The sequence below is a fragment of the Solibacillus merdavium genome, from assembly GCF_014836935.1.
Classification (GTDB): Bacteria; Bacillota; Bacilli; order Bacillales_A; family Planococcaceae; genus Solibacillus; species Solibacillus ferritrahens.
Genome location: NZ_JACSPW010000016.1, coordinates 12,975 through 34,556 on the forward strand (window position 1 = coordinate 12,975; position 21,582 = coordinate 34,556).

Sequence of the window (21,582 nt, forward strand, 5' to 3'; positions counted from 1 at the left end):
TATTCCATTTAATTTTAGTAGAGAAAATTGCGGATTTTCGTTATAATAGAATAAAGTTTCGCTAATGTTCTGGCCGGACGTTAGCAGAAGCGTTTGCAAATGCTTTATTCATTCTTCTTTCTGGCTGGGAGAGGGATGAATAAGACGATTGAGCGATTCTTGGCCGGGTCCTCATCGTAAAATAATTTATTAATAATGCATCGACTTTGGTCGGGAGATGCATTGTTAATAATAAAATGATCATTAATTGTAACAAGCACAGCACTACTTTTGGTCGGGTATCGCAGTGCGAATGACCATTAATGAAAAACGCTCGCCTAAAATTTGGCGGGCGTTTTTTTATATAATTTTTTAACTTCAAGCCCATTGATTTCCGTTTCGGTGGACGCTTTCTGCGGGCAGGGTCTAAGCCTGTAGTCTCAGGAGTCGCCGCCTGCACTACAATCAACTAGTTATACCTAATAAACTAAACTATTCATTTTAAAGGAGAGCTCATCATGAACATTCTTGTAATTGGTAGTGGCGGTCGTGAACATGCAATCGCTAAACAATTTAACAACGCACCATCTGTAGAAAAGGTTTTCGTAGCACCAGGTAATGATGGAATGAGGCAGGACGCAGAAGTCGTAGCAATCGATGCATTAGATTTTGCGGCACTTGCACTATTCGCCAAAGAAAATGATATCGCTCTAACTTTTGTAGGACCGGAACAGCCATTGGCAGAAGGAATTGTCGATTACTTCAATGAGCAAGGCTTAGTTATTTTTGGTCCAACTAAGGCCGCAGCAAAAATTGAAGGCTCTAAGTCTTATGCAAAAGATATTATGAACAAATATCAAATTCCGACAGCTGCACACGAAACGTTTACAGAAGCAGATAAAGCAGTTGCCTACATTAAAAAGCAAGGCGCCCCAATTGTTATTAAAGCAGATGGTTTAGCAGCTGGTAAAGGTGTTATTGTAGCGATGGAAGAACAGGAAGCAATTGAAGCAGTTGAGGATATGATCGGCAACCAGCGCTTTGGTGATTCATCGTCGCGCGTAGTAATTGAAGAGTACCTGGATGGCGAAGAATTCAGCTTTATGAGCTTCGTACATAAAGGGCAAATTTATCCAATGGTTATTGCACAAGATCATAAACGTGCATATGATGGCGACCGAGGTCCGAATACCGGAGGAATGGGTGCTTATTCGCCGGTCCCACAAATATCTGAGGATGTAGTAAAGGTTGCTTATGACACAATCGTTCAACCGACTGTACAAGCAATGGAGACAGAAGGTGTATCGTTTACAGGTATTTTGTATGCAGGATTAATTTTAACAGCAAAAGGTCCAAAGGTTATCGAATTTAATGCACGCTTTGGCGACCCGGAAACACAAGTTGTTCTTCCACGTATGGCATCTGACTTTGGTGAATTTATGATTAGCTTAATGAATGAAAAGCCGTTTGAGTTAAAGTGGAAAGATGAAGTGACGTTAGGGGTTGTAATAGCTGCTGAAGGCTATCCAGGCGATGTAGAAAAAGGAAATGCATTACCAGAGCTGTCCGATATTGACTTGCCAGTGTTCTATGCAGGCACAAAATTTGAAGATGGTCAATTTGTTGGTAATGGAGGGCGAGTGCTTTTAGTTGCCGCTGAAGCCGCAACATTAAAAGAAGCACAGGAAAAGGTCTATACAGAGCTCGCGAAAAAGCAATGGTCAAACTTCTTCTTCCGTCAGGATATTGGTTGGAGAACATTTAAATAATAATGGAGCTGTGCTAATGGTCAAATTGACTTTTAACACAGCTTTTTTTCGGGATTATTTTAAGGATTAATCATTAACTGGCATCATTTCATTCATTTGTTCGGAATTGGCCATTGCAACTACAGGACAATATTGATAATAACCTTCCGCGACCTTCATTGAACCGGCGAGAATCATCATACGTCCAACTGTACATTGAGGTTTACGGGCAATTCTACCGACACCGAATGCAGTCATAGCTACACCACACATCATACGTACAAAAGCATTTGTTTCAGAAATATTAGGGTTTAACATTAATAGCTCCTCCTTTTATTAGAAAATTTAAAAAATTATTCTGGAAACACTTTGCTTTATAAAAGTGCTATGATACGATTAATTCACAAAAGGAATATTGTAGCAAAAGCCTACATAAAGCAAAATATAATAGATTTAGTATGGTTTTTCCAAATGAAAAGATACTAAATTTTTGGGGGGAGTGTTTAAAATGCCAGAAATAAACTGGAAGTTAAATAATATTCGAAAGCATGTAGGTATCATTGATGGGCATGACGCTCCAAACCTGGTTTTAAGGAATGCAAAATATTTGCATAGTATACTTAAAACCTGGGTTTCCGGTAATATTTGGATTAGCGATGACCGTATTGTTTATGTAGGAAATCAAATGCCCATAAATCTTAATGGAACGGAAATTTTAGATTTATCAGGAAAGATTGTTGTACCGGGGTATATTGAGCCCCATGTGCACCCATTTCAATTATATAATCCTCATAGTTTTGCAGAGTTTTGTGCTCAATCAGGAACGACAGCATTTATTTCCGATAATATGACATTTGTCTCTTTATTTGAAAACAAGAAAGCGTTTTCTTTGATGGACGAGCTTGCAAAATTGCCATTCTCCTTTTATTGGTGGAGTCGCTTTGATTCACAGACAGAGCTTGAGAACGAAGGGGAGCTTTATTCGAATGCCTCGGTAATGGAATGGCTGGAACGTCATGACGTATTGCTTGGTGGAGAACTTACAGGATGGCCACGGGTAATGCACGGGGATAATCAAATGCTGTACTGGATTCAGAATGCCAAACATAAAGGGAAAAAGATTGAAGGACATTTACCAGGTGCTTCAGAAAAAACATTAGCAAAAATGAGATTATTCGGTGTAGATGGTGATCACGAATCAATGACAATAGAAGATATTGAAGCACGTTTACTTCATGGATATGCAGTTACACTTCGCTATTCGTCAATTCGCCCGGATTTACCTCAACTTTTAAAAGCAGTCGTTGATAAAGGCTATGAAATATTTGATCATTTAATGATGACAACAGATGGTTCTACACCAAGCTTCCATGAAGACGGTGTGATAGATAAATGTATTCGTGCAGCACTCGAAGCAGGAGTACGTCCGGTAGACGCGTATAATATGGCAAGTTATAACGTAGCCCGTTATTATAATATGACCAATTTACATGGACTCATTGCTACAGGACGCTATGCGAATTTAAATGTTCTAACAGATGAGTATTCACCAACACCTGAAGCAGTACTTTCAAAAGGTGTATGGTTAAAGCGTAATCATCAAGATACTAAGGTATTTCCATCCGTGGATTTGTCCGTTTTTGAGAGTTTGCAAATAGATTTTGATTTACATGAATCTGATTTTCAGTTTTCAATGCCTATAGGAATTGAAATGGTAAATGATGTGATAACAAAGCCATATAGTATAAAAAATCACGGATATAATATCTCATTATTTACTGAACATGACGAAAGCTATTTAATACTCGTAGACCGTAAAGGGAAATGGCGTATTAATACAATGATTAAAGGCTTTGCTACACATGTAAAAGGTTTTGCCTCCTCGTATTCAAATACGGGTGATATTATATTAATCGGAAAATCGATGCATGATATGCAGCATGCATTTAATGAATTAAAGAAAATGAATGGCGGTATTGTGCTTGTTGAAGATGGACAAGTTGTCACAAGCATACCGTTAAAGTTATCAGGTGCTGTGTATGATGGGGCAGTGGGAGATTTAATTCCGCTTGAACTAGCATTAAAAAGTGCATTAAAAAAACGTGGTTATAGTCATTCAGATGCGATTTATACATTACTATTTTTACAATCAACGCATTTGCCATATATTCGAATTACACCACGAGGCATTTTTGATGTCATGAAAAATACGGTCATGTTACCAGCTGTGATGCGATAGATGAAATGAGAGGAGTTAGCATGATGAAACGCAGTATATTGATATTAGCAATGTTAAGTATGGCCGTGATTACAGGATGTTCCAATAAAGAACAGGCAGAGGAAGGGCCAGTAGTTGAAATAGAAGAGCAGCAAGTGGAAGACCAGGAAAATATTATTGTGGCCGGTGCAGAAGTATTGCCTTTTATTACACCGTTTACAGGGGAGAGAGTAGCAGAAGAAGTTACAATGCGCCCAATTCTTGCAACGATTAACAACCATCCACAAGCACGCCCACAATCGGGTTTAGCACAGGCAGATGTTGTGTACGAGATGTTGGCAGAAGGGGATGTGACACGTTTTTTAGCGCTTTATCAATCCGAAATTCCTGAATCGATCGGACCGATCCGTAGTGCCCGTTCGTACTTCATTGATATTGCCAATGGATTAGATGCCTTTTATATTGCGCATGGTTATAGTCCAGAAGCAAAATCAATGCTTGAACGTAAGGTTGTAGAAAATATTAACGGAATGCATTATGACGGGACTTATTTTAAACGTTCTTCTGCACGCAAAGCACCTCACAACTCTTATATATCCGGTGACAACGTTCGTGCAGGAGCAGAAAAAGTAGGTGCTTCATTACTTTATCAGAAAAAAGTATCATATCCATTCTATGAAGCTGAAGATAATGTTAAAATAGGGACAACGGCTAATGAAGTATCGATGAAATATAATAATAGTGGTTCATTTAATAGTCAGTATGTATATAATGCAGACACAAATCGGTATACGAGATATTCAGCAAATACTGAAACAATCGATTATGAAACAAATGAATCTATCGAGTTAGCTAATATATTATTTTTTGAAATGCCGCACCGCATTATTGATAATGCAGGAAGACGTGATATTACAATTACTGGCGGAGGCAACGCCTACGTAGCCCAAGCGGGAATGGTACGGGAAGTTAAGTGGAAAAATGCAGATGGTTTGTTAATTGCTATTGAGGAAGATGGCTCTGAAGTAAAGTTAGTACAAGGGAAGACTTGGGTACATTTCGTACCATCATCTCCAGGTTTAGCAACATCTGTTATATATTCAGAGTAGAAAGGAAATGATGGGCTAAATGCAAATTGAAAAAATTCGCGGTCATCAAACGGAACAGCTATTTAAAGCGGTCCTGGAATTAAAAGATATCGAGGAATGCTATAAGTTTTTTGATGATTTATGCACGATCAGTGAAATCCAATCATTAGCACAGCGTTTCGAGGTTGCGCATTTATTACGTTTAAAGAAGACGTATGAAACAATTAAAAAGGAAACAGGTGCTTCGACAGCAACGATCTCCCGTGTACGCCGTTGCTTTGACTATGGAAATGACACTTATGATGAGATGTTGGGACGTCTTTATCCTGATGAAAAGCCATTTACACCAAAGTGATAAAGCTAACCAACAACTTCTTTCATAGTATGCGATTATGCTAAGATGAATGTTTAAATATGAGTAGCTTAAAGACTGAGTAGATTTTCTCGCTCAGTCTTTTATTATTTTTTATACATTCGTTATACTATTAGATAGTCGTAAATAATGAACTGACTTAAAATATAATTAGAAGAATTTAAAAGAATAGGTGGAAGAGAGAATGGATTACTTAAATTGGCGTCACGTGTTTAAATTAGACCCTGCGAAAGAAATTTCAGATGAAGCATTAGAGCTAATTTGCGAATCAGGTACAGATGTTATTTTGGTTGGCGGTACAGATGAGGTGACACTTGATGGTGTGCTGGACTTATTAGTACGTGTCCGTCGTTTTTCCGTGCCGGTTGCGCTTGAAATTTCAAATGTAGATAGTATTACTCCAGGTTATGACTATTATTTCATCCCATCTGTTTTAAATAGTCGTGATACAAAATGGGTGAAGGATTTACATCATGAAGCCATTAAAGAATACGGGGATGTTTTAATTTGGGAAGAGCTTGTTGCAGAGGGCTATTGTATATTAAATCCGGATTGTAAAGTAGCACAAGTGACAAATGCCAAAACGGATTTAACGGTAGAAGATGTAGTAGCATATGCTCGAATGGCAGAAAACTACTTTAAATTACCTATTTTCTATTTAGAATATAGTGGAGCATATGGCGATATTGAAATGGTAAAAGCTACAGCTGAAGTATTAGATAAAACAAAGCTATTTTATGGTGGTGGTATTACTTCTGTCGAGCAGGCGAAGGAAATGGCTGCACATGCTCATACAGTTGTTGTAGGCAACATTATTTATGACGACTTAAAAGCTGCATTAAAAACTGTACAAGCAGTGAAAAGCATCGTGAAGTAATATATAATAGGAACAAATGTTCTTTAGATAGGAAGGTGCAACATGGAGCACATAGCAAAAAACTTAATTGTCGGTATGAATCCGCAGCAGGCAGAAGCGGTGAAAACAACAGAAGGACCACTCCTTATTATGGCAGGGGCAGGATCAGGGAAAACACGCGTACTAACACATCGTATTGCGTATTTAGTCGTAGAGCGTGAAGTGTATCCGTCAAAAATTTTGGCAATTACATTTACGAATAAAGCAGCACGTGAAATGCGTGATCGAATCGATGGGATTTTAGGGACAGGTACAACAGAAAGTATGTGGGTATCAACATTCCACTCTATGTGTGTGCGTATTTTGCGCCGCAATATCGACCGTATTGGCTACTCGAAAAGCTTCTCTATTTTAGATAGCTCCGATCAGCTGACAGTAATAAAAAATATATTGAAGCAAGATAATATCGACCCGAAAAAGTACGATCCGCGTGCAATATTAAATACGATTAGCTCGGCAAAAAATGAATGTATTACAGTAGATGGCTTTGAAGCGAATATGAATCCGCATAATCCATTTGAAAAGATTGCTGCGCAAGTGTACAAAGGCTATCAAAAACGCCTAAAACAAAATCAAAGCCTCGATTTTGATGATTTAATTATGCTTACGATTCGTTTATTTAAAGAGGCGCCAGATGTGCTTGAATTTTATCAAAATAAATTCCAGTACATTCACGTGGATGAGTATCAGGATACAAATAAATCACAATATTTGCTCGTTCAAATGTTGGCAAAGAAGTTCCGCAATATTTGTGTTGTAGGGGACTCGGACCAATCGATTTATCGCTGGCGTGGTGCAGATATTACAAATATTCTTTCGTTTGAAAAGGATTATAAAGACGCAAAAGTGATTATGCTTGAGCAAAATTACCGTTCGACAAAACATATTTTACAAGCTGCAAACAGCGTTATTGAAAAAAATAAAGACCGCTATAAAAAAGTGCTACGAACAGATAACCCTGAAGGCGAAAAGATACAGCTATATAAAGCCGGTAATGAACAGGATGAGGCCCAATATGTTGTACGTACGATTCAGAAGCTCATGAAAGATGAGGGTTACAAGCTAGATGATTTTGCGATTTTATACCGAACAAATGCACAATCGCGTGTAATGGAGGATGTACTCGTAAAATCGAATATGAACTATCAAATTGTTGGTGGTACAAAGTTCTATGATAGAAAAGAGATTAAAGATTTACTGGCATACTTACGTTTAATTGCAAATAATGATGATGATTTGTCACTAGCTAGGATTATTAATGAACCTAAGCGTGCGATTGGAGCGACTTCGTTCGATAAAATGCTGTACTATGCGATGGAGCGCGACTGTTCAATTTTTGATGCTATGAGCGAGCTTGTGTTTATGGGGCTTTCGGGAAAAGCAGCCACTTCGGCCGAAAATTTCTATAATATGATTCATTCGTTAAGTGAACGTCAACAAGAATTATCGGTGACGGAAATTGTAGAAGAAGTGCTTGAAAAATCAGGTTACCGTCAAATGCTGAAGGCTGAAAAGTCAATTGAAGCGGAAAGCCGATTGGAAAATATTGAAGAGTTTTTAACTGTTACACAGGCATTCGAGGCACGCAGCGAAGATCAATCTTTAGTTGCCTTCTTAACAGACCTTGCCTTAATTGCAGATATTGATTCTTTGGATGAAGAAGAAAAGGCAAAAGGCACAATTATTTTAATGACGATGCATGCCGCAAAAGGATTGGAATTCCCAGTTGTCTTTATTATTGGGCTCGAGGAAAATATATTCCCGCACTCTCGATCGCTAGAAAGTGAAGACGAAATGGCAGAGGAAAGACGCTTAATGTATGTTGGTGCGACTCGAGCAGAACAGCGCCTTTACCTATCTTGCGCAGGCTCTCGTACGATCTTCGGCCGCACAGGCTACAATGCACCGTCACGTTTTTTACGCGAGATTGATGAAAATGTATTAGAGCAGGTTTCGAAAGCGAATACTACTTCTTATCGTGATGATTCATTGCCGTTTAAGTCTAATCGTTATGACCGTATGCCGAAACGTTCATTAGGAAGTGTGCAAACGCCTGCTTCCCAAACATCACGCCTAAATTCTACAGGTGGCGATAAGTTTAATTGGCAAGTTGGAGACAAAGCGTCCCACGGTAAATGGGGTATCGGAATGGTCGTTAGCGTGAAAGGCGAAGGAGATGGAATGGAGTTGGATATTGCGTTCCCTGCTCCAACTGGCATTAAGCGTTTGCTTGCAAAATTTGCACCGATAACGAAAGCTTAGGAGGAACTATTTTATGAATGAAATCGAACAAAGAATTGCGGAGCTAAACAAGCTGCTTCATGAATATGGCTATGCCTATTATGTACTGGATAAGCCACTCGTTGAAGATAGTGTATATGATCAGCTTTTACAGGAGCTAATCGCCTTAGAAGAAGCAAATCCGGAATTTATTTACCCAGATTCTCCTACGCAGCGTGTCGGTGGTACAATTTTAGAAGGCTTCAAAAAAGTGACGCATGAAACGGCGATGCTCAGTTTATCGAATGCATTTGATGAAGAAGGCTTACGCGATTTTGACCGGAAAATCAAACAGGCAATCGGACCAAACTATTCATACGTCTGTGAATTGAAAATTGATGGTTTGGCCATTTCTCTACGCTATGTAAATGGTGTATTTGTACAGGGCGCGACACGTGGTGATGGTTCTGTAGGAGAAGATATTACGGCAAACTTAAGAACGATCCGGGCAATTCCATTACGCTTAAAAGACCCTGTAACAGTTGAAGTACGCGGAGAAGCATATATGCCAAAAAAATCATTTGAAAAGTTAAATGAACGTCGTGCCGAAAATGATGAAGAACTGTTTGCAAACCCAAGGAACGCCGCGGCAGGTTCATTGCGTCAATTGGATCCGAAAATTGCTGCAAGTCGTAATTTATCAACGTTCATTTATGCGATTGGTGGCGATGGGGAAGCTTATGGAATTGATGGACATTGGGAAATGCTCGACTATTTAGAGCAACTCGGTTTCCCATCCAATAAAGAACGCGAGCATTGTGAAACAATTGAGGACGTTTTGGCGTTTATAGAAAAGTGGACAGAAGCGCGTCCTAATTTACCATATGAAATCGATGGTATCGTAATAAAAGTAAACCGCTATGCCCATCAAGATGAGCTTGGTTTTACCGCCAAATCTCCACGCTGGGCCATTGCATATAAATTCCCTGCAGAAGAAGTCGTAACAAAACTTCTGGATATCGAGCTTACAGTAGGTCGCACAGGCGTTATCACTCCTACTGCTATTTTAACGCCGGTCTTAGTTGCAGGTACTACAGTAAGCCGGGCTTCCTTGCACAATGAGGACCTCATTCGGGAAAAGGATATTCGTATAGGGGATACAGTCATCGTTCGAAAAGCAGGCGATATTATACCGCAAATTGTTGGGGTAATAGTAGAGCAACGCCCAGAGGATGCAGTTGAATACAAAATGCCAACACATTGTCCAGCCTGTAATGAAGAAGTTGTACGTATTGATACCGATGTAGCTCTTCGTTGTGTCAATCCACAATGTCCTGCACAAATCGCGGAAGGCGTGAAGCATTTCGTCTCACGTAATGCGATGAATATTGACGGATTAGGGGAAAAAGTTGTAGAGCAATTGCTTCGTGAAGGTTATATTGAGGATGTTGCTGGTTTATACGAATTGACAGTCGAGCAACTCATTCAGTTAGAGCGCATGGGTCAAAAATCTGCAACGAATTTAGTGGAGGCACTACTGCAGTCAAAGAATAATTCCCTGGAGCGATTACTGTTTGGTCTTGGTATACGTCATGTAGGCGAAAAGGCAGCTAAAATTTTAGCTGCACATTTTGAAACGATGGATGCCTTAATGCTGGCTACAGAAGACGAATTGAAAGATATTCATGAAATTGGCGATAAAATGGCCGAATCCATCGTTGCTTATTTTGCGAATGAGTCCGTGCAGCAGCTAATCGAGCGCTTAAAGGAATTTGGCCTGAATATGTCCTATAAAGGTAAAAAGATTGTGGTAGAAGCTGGGGCTAATCCTTTTGCGGGTAAAACAATTGTGCTGACAGGCAAACTTCAGCAATTGACACGTAACGAAGCAAAGGCGAAAATAGAACAGTTAGGTGGAATGGTTGCAGGAAGTGTAAGTAAAAAAACAGATCTTGTAATCGTCGGTGAAGATGCTGGCTCAAAGCTTGAAAAGGCTCAAAGCTTAGGCATAGAAATTTGGGATGAAGTGCGCCTAATCGAACAATTATTATAGTAAAGGGGACTTGTTCTCATGAAACGATATCGCTGGATACCTGCGATAATTGCAACTGTTCTGTTATCAGCGTGTGCGCCAAACATTACACCTGAAACAGAGTTGACACAAGAATCAGACACGGATCAAGCTGTTGAAACAACGATTATCCCGAATATGCAAATTAACGATAAATTTTATCGTATATTAATTCCTTATAAGGAAAGTGCAAGTCGAGGATTGGTCGTTTCCAATATTTTTACGAAATACGACATGAAAGAAGTCGAAACAGGTTTAATGCGTATTTCACAAAATCACTTTGATACGGAAAATTACTATTTTCAAGAAGGTCAATACTTAGATGAAACAACGTTGAAATACTGGTTGGCACGACCAAACCAAACGGAGGATAAAGGGCCTGAATACCAAGGGTTAAATCCTTCAAGTATTGATGAAGAAACTGGTGAGGAGATGGATCCTACCGTTAAAGCGACAGAAGCACCGGTGTATTTAGCACATATTATCGAACAGAATTATTTAACAAAAACAGATGACAATAAAGTGAAATTGGGCGGTGTATCGATTGGCTTAGCGCTAAATTCAATTTACTATTATCAAAAAGAACAGTACGGTGAGTTTTTCGAGCAGAAGATTCCGGATGATAAGTTGGAAGCAGAAGGCAAAAAAATTGCACAGGAAGTAATCAATCGTTTGCGTGCACGTTCAGAACTAGCCGATGTTCCTATCGTAATTGCTTTATTTAAACAGGCAGAGCGAAATGCGATTATACCAGGAACTTACACAGATTATAATTTTGTTGATAAAGGTACGACTGCCCTAGGTGATTGGGAAGGAATCGATGAAAGATATGTAACATTCCCAATGAGTTCACCAGATGATATTTATCGTGAACTTAATACAAACTTCCAAAACTTTAAGCAGGATGTCGACAAATACTTCTCAAATTTCACAAGTGTTTTCGCAACAGGTTTTTATCAAAATAAAAAAATCCAGAAGCTAGACATTGAAATTCCGATTCAGTTTTACGGTACAGCGGAAATTACCGGTTTTACACAATATCTGACGGCTCTCTTACTCAATCATTTACCGCTTGATCTGTATATTTCGGTAAGTATTACTTCGGTAAACGGTCCAGAAGTATTGATTATTAAAGAACCAAATGATGATAAACCATTTGTTCATATTTATGAGTAAAATTCAACGAAGAATACCATACTTTTAAAAGTGTGGTATTTTCATTTTTGTATAAAAAATCCACTTTATCACTTTAATGCGTTAATTTGGCGAAAAAACGTCCAAGGTTAGGGATTGTTTGCTCGATTTTTTCGCAAAGCTGTGATTTTTATTAGGAAAAATGGTATCATTATGGGCATGGTTTATGTAGAATCAGCGGGTGTCCGAAACAATCACTGACTCCACATATGGCCCCGGCAGATAATCCAGATTTTTTTAGTTTTTCGAATGTATTCAAAAATTCTGACACATATGCCGAGGCATATTTGATTCGATACTTTGGAGGTGTAATAAATGGCAAAAATATCAAAAGAAGAAGTAAAACACGTAGCGCACTTAGCTCGCCTTGCAATCACAGAAGAGGAAGCAGAGAAATTTGCTGAACAACTTGGAAAAATTACTGATTTTGCAGAGCAGTTAAATGAATTAGATACAACGAATGTAGAGCCGACTTCACATGTTTTACCTTTAGTGAACGTACTTCGTGAGGACGTAGCAAAAGAAGGCTTACCTCTTGAAAAAGTAATGCTAAACGTAAAAGAACAAGAAGAAGGTCAAATTAAAGTACCATCAATTATGGAGTAATAGGAGGAACCACTCGCATGACAGTATTTGAGCGCACATCAGCACAATTACAAGAGAGCTTAAAGTCGGGCGAACTTACAATTGCGGAATTAACAAAAGAAGCATTTGACCGCATTGAAAAGTTAGACGGCGATGTACAAGCATTCTTAGCATTAAATAAAGAACAAGCAACTGCTAAAGCGGCAGAATTAGATAAAGTTCCTTTTGAGGAGCGCGGTCCATTATTCGGTATGCCGATCGGGGTTAAGGATAATATCGTGACAGAAGGTTTAGAAACAACGTGTGCTTCTAAAATCTTGGAAGGCTTTATGCCAATTTACGATGCAACAATCGTTAAGAAATTACGCGATGCAGGTATGGTAACAGTTGGTAAATTAAATATGGACGAATTCGCAATGGGTTCTTCTAACGAAAACTCGGCTTATAAAACAACCAAAAACCCGTGGAATCTTTCACACGTGCCAGGTGGTTCTTCAGGCGCATCTGCAGCAGCAGTAGCAGCAGGCGAAGTACCATTCTCACTTGGTTCTGATACAGGTGGATCAATCCGTCAACCGGCAGCTTACTGTGGTGTTGTAGGAATGAAACCTACATATGGTCGTGTATCTCGCTTTGGTTTAGTTGCATTTGCATCTTCTTTAGATCAAATTGGACCAATTACACGTAATGTAACGGACAACGCATTATTACTTGAAGCAATCTCAGGTGTAGATGAAATGGATTCTACTTCTGCAGATGTGCCAGTACCGAATTATGCAGCTGCTTTAGACGGCAATATTAAAGGTTTAAAAATTGCTGTACCAAAAGAATTCCTTGGGGAAGGCGTTGGCGAAGCAGCAAAACAGTCAGTGCTTGATGCACTAGAAGTATTAAAAGGCTTAGGCGCAACAGTAGAAGAGGTATCTTTACCACATTCTAAATATGCGTTGGCAGCATACTACATTCTTTCATCATCTGAAGCTTCTTCTAACCTTTCACGTTTTGACGGTATTCGTTACGGTTACCGTTCAGAAAACGCTAAAAACTTATTGGAGCTATACAAACAATCTCGTGCTGAAGGTTTCGGCGATGAAGTAAAACGTCGTATCATGCTTGGTACTTATTCATTATCAGCAGGTACGTATGATGCATACTACAAAAAAGCACAACAAGCACGTACATTAATTAAAGCAGATTACGACAAAGTATTCGAAAACTATGACGTAATTATTGGACCTACAGCGCCAACACCTGCATTCGCAATCGGTGCTAACATTGATGATCCAATGACAATGTACGCAAACGATATTTTAACAATTCCAATTAACTTAGCTGGTGTACCAGCAATTTCAATTCCATGTGGTTTTGAAAATGACTTACCACTAGGATTACAAATTATCGGTAAACACTTCGATGAAGAAACACTTTACCGCGTAGCATATGCTTACGAGCAAAACACAGATTTCAATACAAAAACTCCAGCACTATGGGAGGTAAAATAAGATGAACTTTGAAACAGTCATTGGTTTAGAAATTCACGTTGAATTAAAAACGAATTCTAAAATCTTCTCGGCTTCCCCAAACCATTTCGGTGCAGAGCCAAATACAAATACGTCGGTAATTGATCTTGGATACCCAGGTGTTTTACCAGTATTAAATAAACAAGTAGTAGACTATGCAATCCGTGCTTCTTTAGCATTAAACATGGAAATCGAACAAGAAACTAAATTCGACCGCAAAAACTACTTCTATCCGGACAATCCGAAAGCTTACCAAATTTCACAATTTGATAAGCCAATCGGTAAAAACGGATGGGTTGAAATCGAAATTCCTGCTAAAGGCGACACACCAGGCTACAAAAAGAAAATCGGTATTACACGTCTTCATATGGAAGAAGATGCAGGTAAATTAACACACGCTGATGGTTATTCTTTAGTGGACTTAAACCGTCAAGGAACACCTCTTGTTGAGATTGTTTCTGAGCCGGATATCCGTACTCCGGATGAAGCATATGCATACCTTGAAAAAGTGAAGTCAATTATTCAATATTCAGGTGTATCAGATGTACGTATGGAAGAAGGTTCATTACGTTGTGATGCGAACATTTCGATTCGTCCATACGGCCAAGAAGAGTTCGGTACAAAAACAGAGCTGAAAAACTTAAACTCATTTAACTTCGTACGTCGTGGTTTAGAGCATGAGGAAGTTCGTCAGGAAGAAGTACTAATGTCAGGTGGCATTATTGAGCAAGAAACTCGCCGTTTCGATGAAAAGACAGGTAAAACTATTTTAATGCGTGTAAAAGAAGGAACAGATGATTACCGTTACTTCCCAGAGCCAGATTTAGTACGTCTTTCTATTTCTGATGAATGGGTAGAGCGTATCCGCCAGTCAATTCCTGAATTACCAGATGCACGTAAAGCACGTTACGTTTCTGAACTAGGCTTAACAGATTATGATGCAAACGTACTTGTGGTAAACAAAGAGATTTCAGATTTCTTTGATGCAACTGTAACGGCTGGTGCAGATGCAAAATTAACGGCAAACTGGTTAATGGGTGACGTATCTGCATACTTGAATTCAGAGCAAAAAGAGCTAAAAGATACAGCTTTAACACCAGAAAACTTAGCTGGTATGGTGAAATTAATTACAGACGGCACAATTTCTTCTAAAATCGCGAAAAAAGTATTCACTGAATTAGTTACTAACGGTGGCGATGCAGCGAAAATCGTGAAGGAAAAAGGGTTAGTTCAAATTTCTGATCCAGAAGTAATTCGAGGCTTCGTAACAACTGTTCTTGATAACGATGCAAAATCGGTAGCTGATTTCTTAGGCGGCAACGAACGTGCGATTAAAGCACTTTTAGGTCAAATTATGAAAGCTTCTAAAGGTCAGGCAAACCCACAATTAACAAATCAAATTTTAATGGAAGAAATTAATAAACGCTAATTTCTTCGTGTGAACGGCAGTCTATCTATAATAGACTGTCGTTTTTTTTATAGGAATTCACTTGATAAATTATAATCATAAGCTAATAATTGGAAATATAAAAAGTGAGGAAGAGGGAGGGATTTATTTTGGAAAAGACCTGGTGTGTGGGACCAATTCAAATTGTACGAGAACAACAAATAAACAAAGACCATTATGCGGTTATTGAAGGTAAAAAAATTGTCCAGTTTTGTGAAAAAGCCGGCTTACCTGAACAGATTGATTTTGTGGAAACAAAGGCTACCTATAAATTAATGCCAGGGATGATTGACCAGCATATCCACGGAATGTCAGGTGCAGATGTAATGGACGGAATGGAAAGTAGTCTTAATACCATTAGTAAAGCACTTGCCAAACATGGTGTGACCAGCTTTTTGGCAACAACGATGACAGCCGCAGTAAACCAAATTGAACATGTCGTACAAACGGTAGCTGATAACAAAAACTCAGTACAGGGTGCCAAAATCGTTGGTATTCATTTAGAAGGTCCATTCATTAATCCAGTTCAAAAGGGTGCACAGTCTGATCAATATATTATAAAGCCCTCTGCTGAAATTTTTGAAAAGCTTAATACATCCTCACAAAAACAAATAAAGCTCATAACATTTGCAGCGGAACTGGATGAAGGGGAAAAGCTTGCATCATACTTGAAAAATAATGACATTGTAGCATCCATCGGACATTCTAATGCGAAGTATGCCGAAACAAAGATTTTATTGGAGCAACAGCTAATTCAAAATGCTACTCACTTTTGCAATGGGATGAGGTCAATCCATCATCGTGAGCCAGGTCTGCAAGTAGCTTTATTGCAAAGTGACAGTAAGCTGGAGATTATTGCGGATGGAATACATATTCATCCAGACATGATTCGTTTTATATTTGATTCAATTGGTGAAGACCGAATGATATTAATTTCAGACAGTATGAGGGCGACTGAATTGGCGGATGGTATTTATGATTTAGGGGGACAGCAAGTTCGTGTAGAGAATGGGTTGTGTAAACTGGTAGAAAGTGATGCGCTTGCAGGAAGCACACTTAATTTAAATAAGGCAAGAAAAAACATGAAAGAATGGCTTCAACTATCAGACATGACACTGGCTAAGCTGACGGCAACAAATAGTGCAAAACTGTTAGGGTTATATGAACATAAAGGTTCAATTGAAATTGGTAAAGATGCTGATTTTTATATAGTAAATGAACAAGAGGATGTTGTAATGACTGTTTCAGAAGGAAAAGTAATTTTTGAGAACCTAAAGGGGGAGTAAAGGTGAATTTCATTAAAGGGGATGCTTTACACAATGACTTACAGCTAAAAAGGAGCTTTTTCAATTTGGCTGATGAAACGTTTAATCTAAAATTTGAACAATGGGATGAGCTTGGATATTGGAACGATACATATTGCCCCTATGCCTTTGAAGTGGATGGTGAAATAGCTTCAAATGTATCAACAAGTACGGGAATGATGGTTTTAGATGGCAAACAGTATGAGGCTGTTCAAATAGGGACTGTCATGACAAATCCAAAATTCCAAGGGAAAGGATTATCACGGCGGCTAATGGAAAAAGTAATGGAAGATCATGTGAATGCCAATATAATTTATTTATTTGCAAATAAATCAGTATTAGGTTTTTATCCGAAGTTTGGATTTGAAATGCGAACACAATCTACTTTTACATTGGATAAAAAAGATCTTGTATCCAATGAAACGGAAATAAACAAAATTAACATGGATGATAATATCGAAAGAAAGCTATTTTACAATACAACGATGAACCGTGTACCAATTAGCCGAAAAATGAGTATGGTTCAAAATGAAAGTATTGTTATGTTCCATGCATTGACGCAATATCGGGATTGTATCTACTATGTTCCAAAGTTCCGGGTATTTGTCATTTTAAAAGAATCAGCGCAGCATGTTGAGGTAATTGATGTAATTTCTAAAGAGCCTTTTGATTTGTTGGAAGTGTTGGGAAGCCTGCCAATTCAAACCTCGAAAATTAAACTGTGCTTTACGCCGGATGATTTAAAAATTCCTATTGTACAGGAAATGTTCATAGATGAGGGTGCCATGTTTGTGAAAAATCAAATAGATATCGACTATCCGAATAATTTACTGTATCCATATAGTGGTTTAGCATAATAAATGGAGGTCCGGAAAATGTTCCCCGGACCTCCATTTTGCGGTCAATTTAAGAAGTTTAGTCGGGCAAGTCGCCAAAACCAGTATGACCGTTTAATAATTTTGCGGTGACGTATAGAAGGCGCTTTTTTGCTTCACGGGCTATTGGTATTTCCTCTAAATCAAATCCGTGAATGCAGCCTTTGTAAATATCAAATTGAACGTCTATATGCGCCTGACGTAATTTATTAACAAACTCATAAACTTCCTCGTAAAAAAGATCATGGGTGCCGATGAAAGTATAGATTGGTGGAAGTCTTTCCACATTAGCGTATAAAGGTGATGCGTACGGAGGAATGATTTTCATATTGCCTAAATAAGCATCCCAACTGTGTCTGTTTTTTTCATTATTCCAAATAGCAGGTGAAGCAAACTTTTCATGAAATGGCCTCTCTTTTGCATCGAGCATCGGATACAATGGCAAAATCCCCGCTATTTGAGGTCCTTTTTCATCTCGTGCCTTTAATGCTACTGCCAATGCCAAGTTACCCCCAGCACTACCTCCGCTTACTATTATTTTGTTTGGATCAATATTTAGAGCGTTTGCATGTCTATAAATCCATGTTAGAGTTTCATAACTATCCTCCAATGCAGCAGGATAAGGATGCTCCGGGGCCAGACGATATTGTGGGATGAATACAACCGCTTGAAAGTTATGGACAAAGTCGATGACATAGGGAATACTGTCATCCGGATTGCCGAAAACCATTCCACCACCATGAAACCAAACAAAACATGGCATATTTTGTGCCGCTTGCTTCGGTTTTAAACAAATAACGCGTACATTATTAATCATCATTTCTTGCACTAAGCAATTTTCAGTCCGAAAATTTTGCTCGGAAAAATGGGTGAATGTACGATTCGCTATGAGTTCATGGAATGTACGTGCATTTTTTAAGCTTCGGTTAAATATTTCAGCCAGTTCAGGGTGTAGCCCTTTCATACTGATACCGCCTTCGACAACTTCCTTTTTTCGATTTTTGTAAATGAACGAAGCGAGAACTTCATTATTATTAAACTAAGAACACTGCCGACAAATAAAGGGATCGCACCTGGCATAATATTAAAAACAAAATATATAAAAATAATACTTATAGAATTCAAAACAACGGTGAAAGGCGAGGTAATGGTGAATAGAAACGCCTGTTTAATCATCGCAAAAAATGCTAAATCAAAATGTACATACACTGGAAAGAAGAAAAATAAAGTGCCAAAAATAATAAATGCCACAATAAAAGTTGGTATAAGGAGAATAGATAAAGATTCAAATGTATAAATGGCATAAAAGTCGATAGCTAAAATGAATAGAATACTATAGCTAATGATTGCATAGCCATTTCCTTTTAGCCATTCACTTTTATATACTTCCCAAAAAGTGTGCGTCATCGGTTTATCAATATCGAGCAGCAATTGTCTTGTAATCGTAAATAATGCAATCGTTGCTGGAAACAATCCAAAAATAAATAGTCCAATCGCGGAAAAAAACAACCATAAAAAGTTTAAGTATATTATTTTTAATAGTTTTACACCAAAACTATAAAAGCCGTCCCAAATTGACATAAAAATACCCCCTTATCCTTATTATAAGATAAAAAGTCAGAAAAATCGTTCAATTTAAATTAAGGACTTTTAATGGACTTGAGTTAATTCGATTTTTTTTGTAGTCTGAAAAAAATAGCGAATTTGCTATTTTATACAAATGAGAAAGAAAAAAGGGGGATGGGGTATGAGTATTTCAATTTTCAAAAAGTTTGGACTATTATTTCTAGTATTGGTACTTTCTGCTGTAATGGTTGCTTGTAGTGATGATGAAACTAATTCAACTGATACTAACACGACTACGGATAATGGAAGCGCTAACAGTGAGACAGAGGAATCTACAGGATTATCTGGAGAAATAACAGTGTGGGCACATCCATATACAGACGGTACGACAGGTGAAGGTGACATGTGGAAGACTTTCGCAGCTGACTTTGAGAGTGAAACAGGGGTAAAAGTAAACTTCGAACAAATTCCATGGGCTAACCGTGACCAAAAAATCCTGACAGCTTTAGCAGCAGGTCAAGGTCCGGACGTATTCTATGTAATCCCTGACCAAATGCCTCAATATGCAGAGCAACAATTAATTTTAGATATTTCACAATATGTGACAGATGAAGAATTAAGCGGATTTGTACCAACAGCGATCGAAGCAACAAGCTGGAAGGGCAAACAGTATGGTATGCCAATTCTTCAAACGGCTGAGTCTTTAGTTTATAATAAAGAAATTTTAACTGAGTTGGGCGTTGATGAAAACAGCCTTCCAACAACTTGGGATGAATTCAAAGCTTTAGCAGAAAAAGCAAAAGCAGCGGGCTACTATGCATTCTCATATGCAGGTGGCGGTTCGTTAAATAACACACTTTATCCATTCTTATGGCAAGCTGGCGGTAACGTAATTGATGAGAGTAATAATATTTTAATTAACAAGCCGGAAGCAGTTAAGTCATTTGAATTAATTAATGAAATGTATACAAAGGGCTGGATCCCTCAAGATTCAATTACAGCACTAGATCATGACTCCTTATACTTCGGTGGTAAGTTATTAGCTGTAAATGGCTCAGGTATTTCTGTAAACCGTTTATTAGCTGAAAAGCCATTTGATTTTGTCATTGCTCCACCATTAAAAGATGCTGAGCAGTTAACTTACGGTACTGTTGGAATGTTCGTAGGTTCTGCAATTTCCAAAAACCCGGAAGCGGCAGCAGAATTCATGAAATATGTAACAAACACTGAGAATCAACGTACGTTTAACAATATTACACAATATATTCCAACACGCGACGATGCGAAGGATATTTTTGACTCACAACCATACATGGCTCAATTAGCAGGCTACACTCAATATGCTAAGCCGGGTATTATTCACCCGGAAGGCCGTAACATAATGCCTGTAGTTCAAGCGGAAATTCAAGCAATGCTGGAAGGGAAACAATCTCCTCAAGAAGCTGCGGATAAGTCAGCGGAAGCAATTGATAAATTGATTAACAAATAGTTTAAAGGAGAGTTTGGTCTTAATGATCAAACTCTCTCATTACTTCAAGTACAGAAAGGGTGAGGCATGTGACCTCTACAACTTCTAAACAATCACTTAGTGCACGAATAAAGAGAGAATTAAATAAAAATTTATTAGTCTATATCGTACTCATTCCAGTTATCATTCACTTCATCATATTTCAAGTTTATCCATTTGCTCTTAGCTTCTATTTAACTTTTCATGATTGGAAAATAATTGGCGACCCTGAATTTGTTGGATTAAAGCATTGGAAAAATCTATTTGATGATGAAATCGCATGGAAAGCAATATGGAATACTGTTAAGTTTTCCGTCTACTATATACTGCCGACAATGGCACTTGGCCTAATTTTGGCACTAATTATTAATTCGGGCATTAAGTTTTCAGGCTTCTTTAAAGGGTTATTTTTCTTGCCGGTTGTTACATCATTCGTAATTATTGCAGGTATTTGGGGATGGTTATTCCGTGGTACTGAAGATGGCTTTATTAACTATTTAATTGGTTTTGTCGGCATTGATCCACAGCTGTTTTTATCAAGTTCGTCCCAGGCACTCCTTGTTTTGGCAGGTTTAAGTATTTTTAAAGTGGCTGGTACGACAATGATTTATTACTATGCGGGCTTACAATCGATCGACCGTCAATTGTATGAGGCAGCACGAATCGATGGTGCAAACTCGTGGAAAATGTTTTGGAGTGTTACGTTCCCAATGCTAAAGCCGATACACTTTTACGTTGCAATTACAACAACAATTGGTTCATTTCAAATTTTCGATTCGGCGTTCCTATTGACGAATGGTGGACCAAACTATTCAACGACTACAATTGTGTATTACTTATACCACCAAGGATTTACAAGCTTAAATTTGAGCTATGCTGCTGTTTTATCGTATGTATTGTTCTTTATCATTTTAATTATCTCGTTAATTCAACGTAAATACATTGGGAAAGACCCAAATTATTATTAAGCT

The 21,582-nt window shown here is 38.3% G+C and carries 18 protein-coding genes; 15 read left to right on the forward strand and 3 right to left on the reverse strand.

Annotated features, from left to right (window positions below):
* Positions 1 to 497: 497 nt before the first annotated feature.
* A complete protein-coding gene (gene purD, locus H9632_RS15065; protein ID WP_191704897.1) occupies positions 498 to 1,748 on the forward strand; it encodes a phosphoribosylamine--glycine ligase in 1,251 nt (416 codons plus the stop codon).
* 66 nt (positions 1,749 to 1,814) lie between these two features.
* On the opposite strand, the gene H9632_RS15070 is transcribed toward purD, so the two are convergent.
* The gene (locus H9632_RS15070) at positions 1,815 to 2,045 is read right to left on the reverse strand and encodes a YgaP-like transmembrane domain (protein ID WP_191704898.1); all 231 of its coding nucleotides are present in this window, start codon (positions 2,043 to 2,045) and stop codon (positions 1,815 to 1,817) included.
* A gap of 190 nt (positions 2,046 to 2,235) precedes the next feature.
* Here H9632_RS15070 and H9632_RS15075 point away from each other — a divergent pair, with 190 nt between their 5' ends.
* From H9632_RS15075 to H9632_RS15130, 12 genes are all read left to right on the forward strand, one after another.
* Entirely contained in the window at positions 2,236 to 3,966 is a 1,731-nt protein-coding gene (locus tag H9632_RS15075; protein WP_191704899.1) for an adenine deaminase C-terminal domain-containing protein, read from the forward strand.
* A gap of 23 nt (positions 3,967 to 3,989) precedes the next feature.
* Entirely contained in the window at positions 3,990 to 5,054 is a 1,065-nt protein-coding gene (locus H9632_RS15080; RefSeq protein ID WP_191704957.1) for a DUF3048 domain-containing protein, read from the forward strand.
* A gap of 19 nt (positions 5,055 to 5,073) precedes the next feature.
* Positions 5,074 to 5,388: a YerC/YecD family TrpR-related protein gene (locus H9632_RS15085; protein WP_191700886.1), complete on the forward strand. Its 315-nt coding sequence runs from the start codon at positions 5,074 to 5,076 to the stop codon at positions 5,386 to 5,388.
* Between the two features lie 202 nt (positions 5,389 to 5,590).
* Positions 5,591 to 6,283, forward strand: a complete 693-nt coding sequence (locus tag H9632_RS15090; RefSeq protein ID WP_191704900.1) for a heptaprenylglyceryl phosphate synthase — start codon at positions 5,591 to 5,593, stop codon at positions 6,281 to 6,283.
* Positions 6,284 to 6,325: 42 nt separating this feature from the next.
* Positions 6,326 to 8,584, forward strand: a complete 2,259-nt coding sequence (gene pcrA / locus H9632_RS15095) for a DNA helicase PcrA (protein ID WP_191704901.1) — start codon at positions 6,326 to 6,328, stop codon at positions 8,582 to 8,584.
* A 13-nt stretch (positions 8,585 to 8,597) separates the two neighbouring features.
* A complete protein-coding gene (gene ligA / locus H9632_RS15100; RefSeq protein WP_191704902.1) occupies positions 8,598 to 10,595 on the forward strand; it encodes an NAD-dependent DNA ligase LigA in 1,998 nt (665 codons plus the stop codon).
* 18 nt (positions 10,596 to 10,613) lie between these two features.
* Positions 10,614 to 11,789 (forward strand): CamS family sex pheromone protein, encoded by a 1,176-nt coding sequence (locus H9632_RS15105; RefSeq protein ID WP_191704903.1) that lies wholly within the window; start codon positions 10,614 to 10,616, stop codon positions 11,787 to 11,789.
* A gap of 333 nt (positions 11,790 to 12,122) precedes the next feature.
* Positions 12,123 to 12,413: an Asp-tRNA(Asn)/Glu-tRNA(Gln) amidotransferase subunit GatC gene (gatC, locus tag H9632_RS15110; RefSeq protein ID WP_191704904.1), complete on the forward strand. Its 291-nt coding sequence runs from the start codon at positions 12,123 to 12,125 to the stop codon at positions 12,411 to 12,413.
* A gap of 17 nt (positions 12,414 to 12,430) precedes the next feature.
* The gene (gatA, locus tag H9632_RS15115) at positions 12,431 to 13,894 is read left to right on the forward strand and encodes an Asp-tRNA(Asn)/Glu-tRNA(Gln) amidotransferase subunit GatA (RefSeq protein WP_191704905.1); all 1,464 of its coding nucleotides are present in this window, start codon (positions 12,431 to 12,433) and stop codon (positions 13,892 to 13,894) included.
* A 1-nt stretch (position 13,895) separates the two neighbouring features.
* A complete protein-coding gene (gene gatB / locus H9632_RS15120) occupies positions 13,896 to 15,341 on the forward strand; it encodes an Asp-tRNA(Asn)/Glu-tRNA(Gln) amidotransferase subunit GatB (RefSeq protein WP_191704906.1) in 1,446 nt (481 codons plus the stop codon).
* A 128-nt stretch (positions 15,342 to 15,469) separates the two neighbouring features.
* Positions 15,470 to 16,645: an N-acetylglucosamine-6-phosphate deacetylase gene (gene nagA / locus H9632_RS15125; RefSeq protein WP_191704907.1), complete on the forward strand. Its 1,176-nt coding sequence runs from the start codon at positions 15,470 to 15,472 to the stop codon at positions 16,643 to 16,645.
* Between the two features lie 2 nt (positions 16,646 to 16,647).
* Positions 16,648 to 17,520 carry a GNAT family N-acetyltransferase gene (locus H9632_RS15130; protein ID WP_191704908.1) on the forward strand — a complete coding sequence of 291 codons (873 nt, stop codon included), beginning with the start codon at positions 16,648 to 16,650 and terminating at the stop codon, positions 17,518 to 17,520.
* A 58-nt stretch (positions 17,521 to 17,578) separates the two neighbouring features.
* Here H9632_RS15130 and H9632_RS15135 read toward each other — a convergent pair whose 3' ends face one another.
* Positions 17,579 to 18,502 carry an alpha/beta hydrolase gene (locus tag H9632_RS15135; protein WP_191704909.1) on the reverse strand — a complete coding sequence of 308 codons (924 nt, stop codon included), beginning with the start codon at positions 18,500 to 18,502 and terminating at the stop codon, positions 17,579 to 17,581.
* The gene (locus H9632_RS15140; RefSeq protein WP_191704910.1) at positions 18,499 to 19,119 is read right to left on the reverse strand and encodes a YesL family protein; all 621 of its coding nucleotides are present in this window, start codon (positions 19,117 to 19,119) and stop codon (positions 18,499 to 18,501) included. Before H9632_RS15140 ends, H9632_RS15135 begins: the two co-directional genes overlap by 4 nt.
* Positions 19,120 to 19,285: 166 nt before the next feature.
* Here H9632_RS15140 and H9632_RS15145 point away from each other — a divergent pair, with 166 nt between their 5' ends.
* Both H9632_RS15145 and H9632_RS15150 read left to right on the forward strand, forming a co-directional pair.
* Entirely contained in the window at positions 19,286 to 20,593 is a 1,308-nt protein-coding gene (locus tag H9632_RS15145) for a sugar ABC transporter substrate-binding protein (RefSeq protein WP_191704911.1), read from the forward strand.
* 68 nt (positions 20,594 to 20,661) lie between these two features.
* Positions 20,662 to 21,579 (forward strand): carbohydrate ABC transporter permease, encoded by a 918-nt coding sequence (locus H9632_RS15150; RefSeq protein ID WP_191704912.1) that lies wholly within the window; start codon positions 20,662 to 20,664, stop codon positions 21,577 to 21,579.
* Positions 21,580 to 21,582 lie beyond the last annotated feature (3 nt).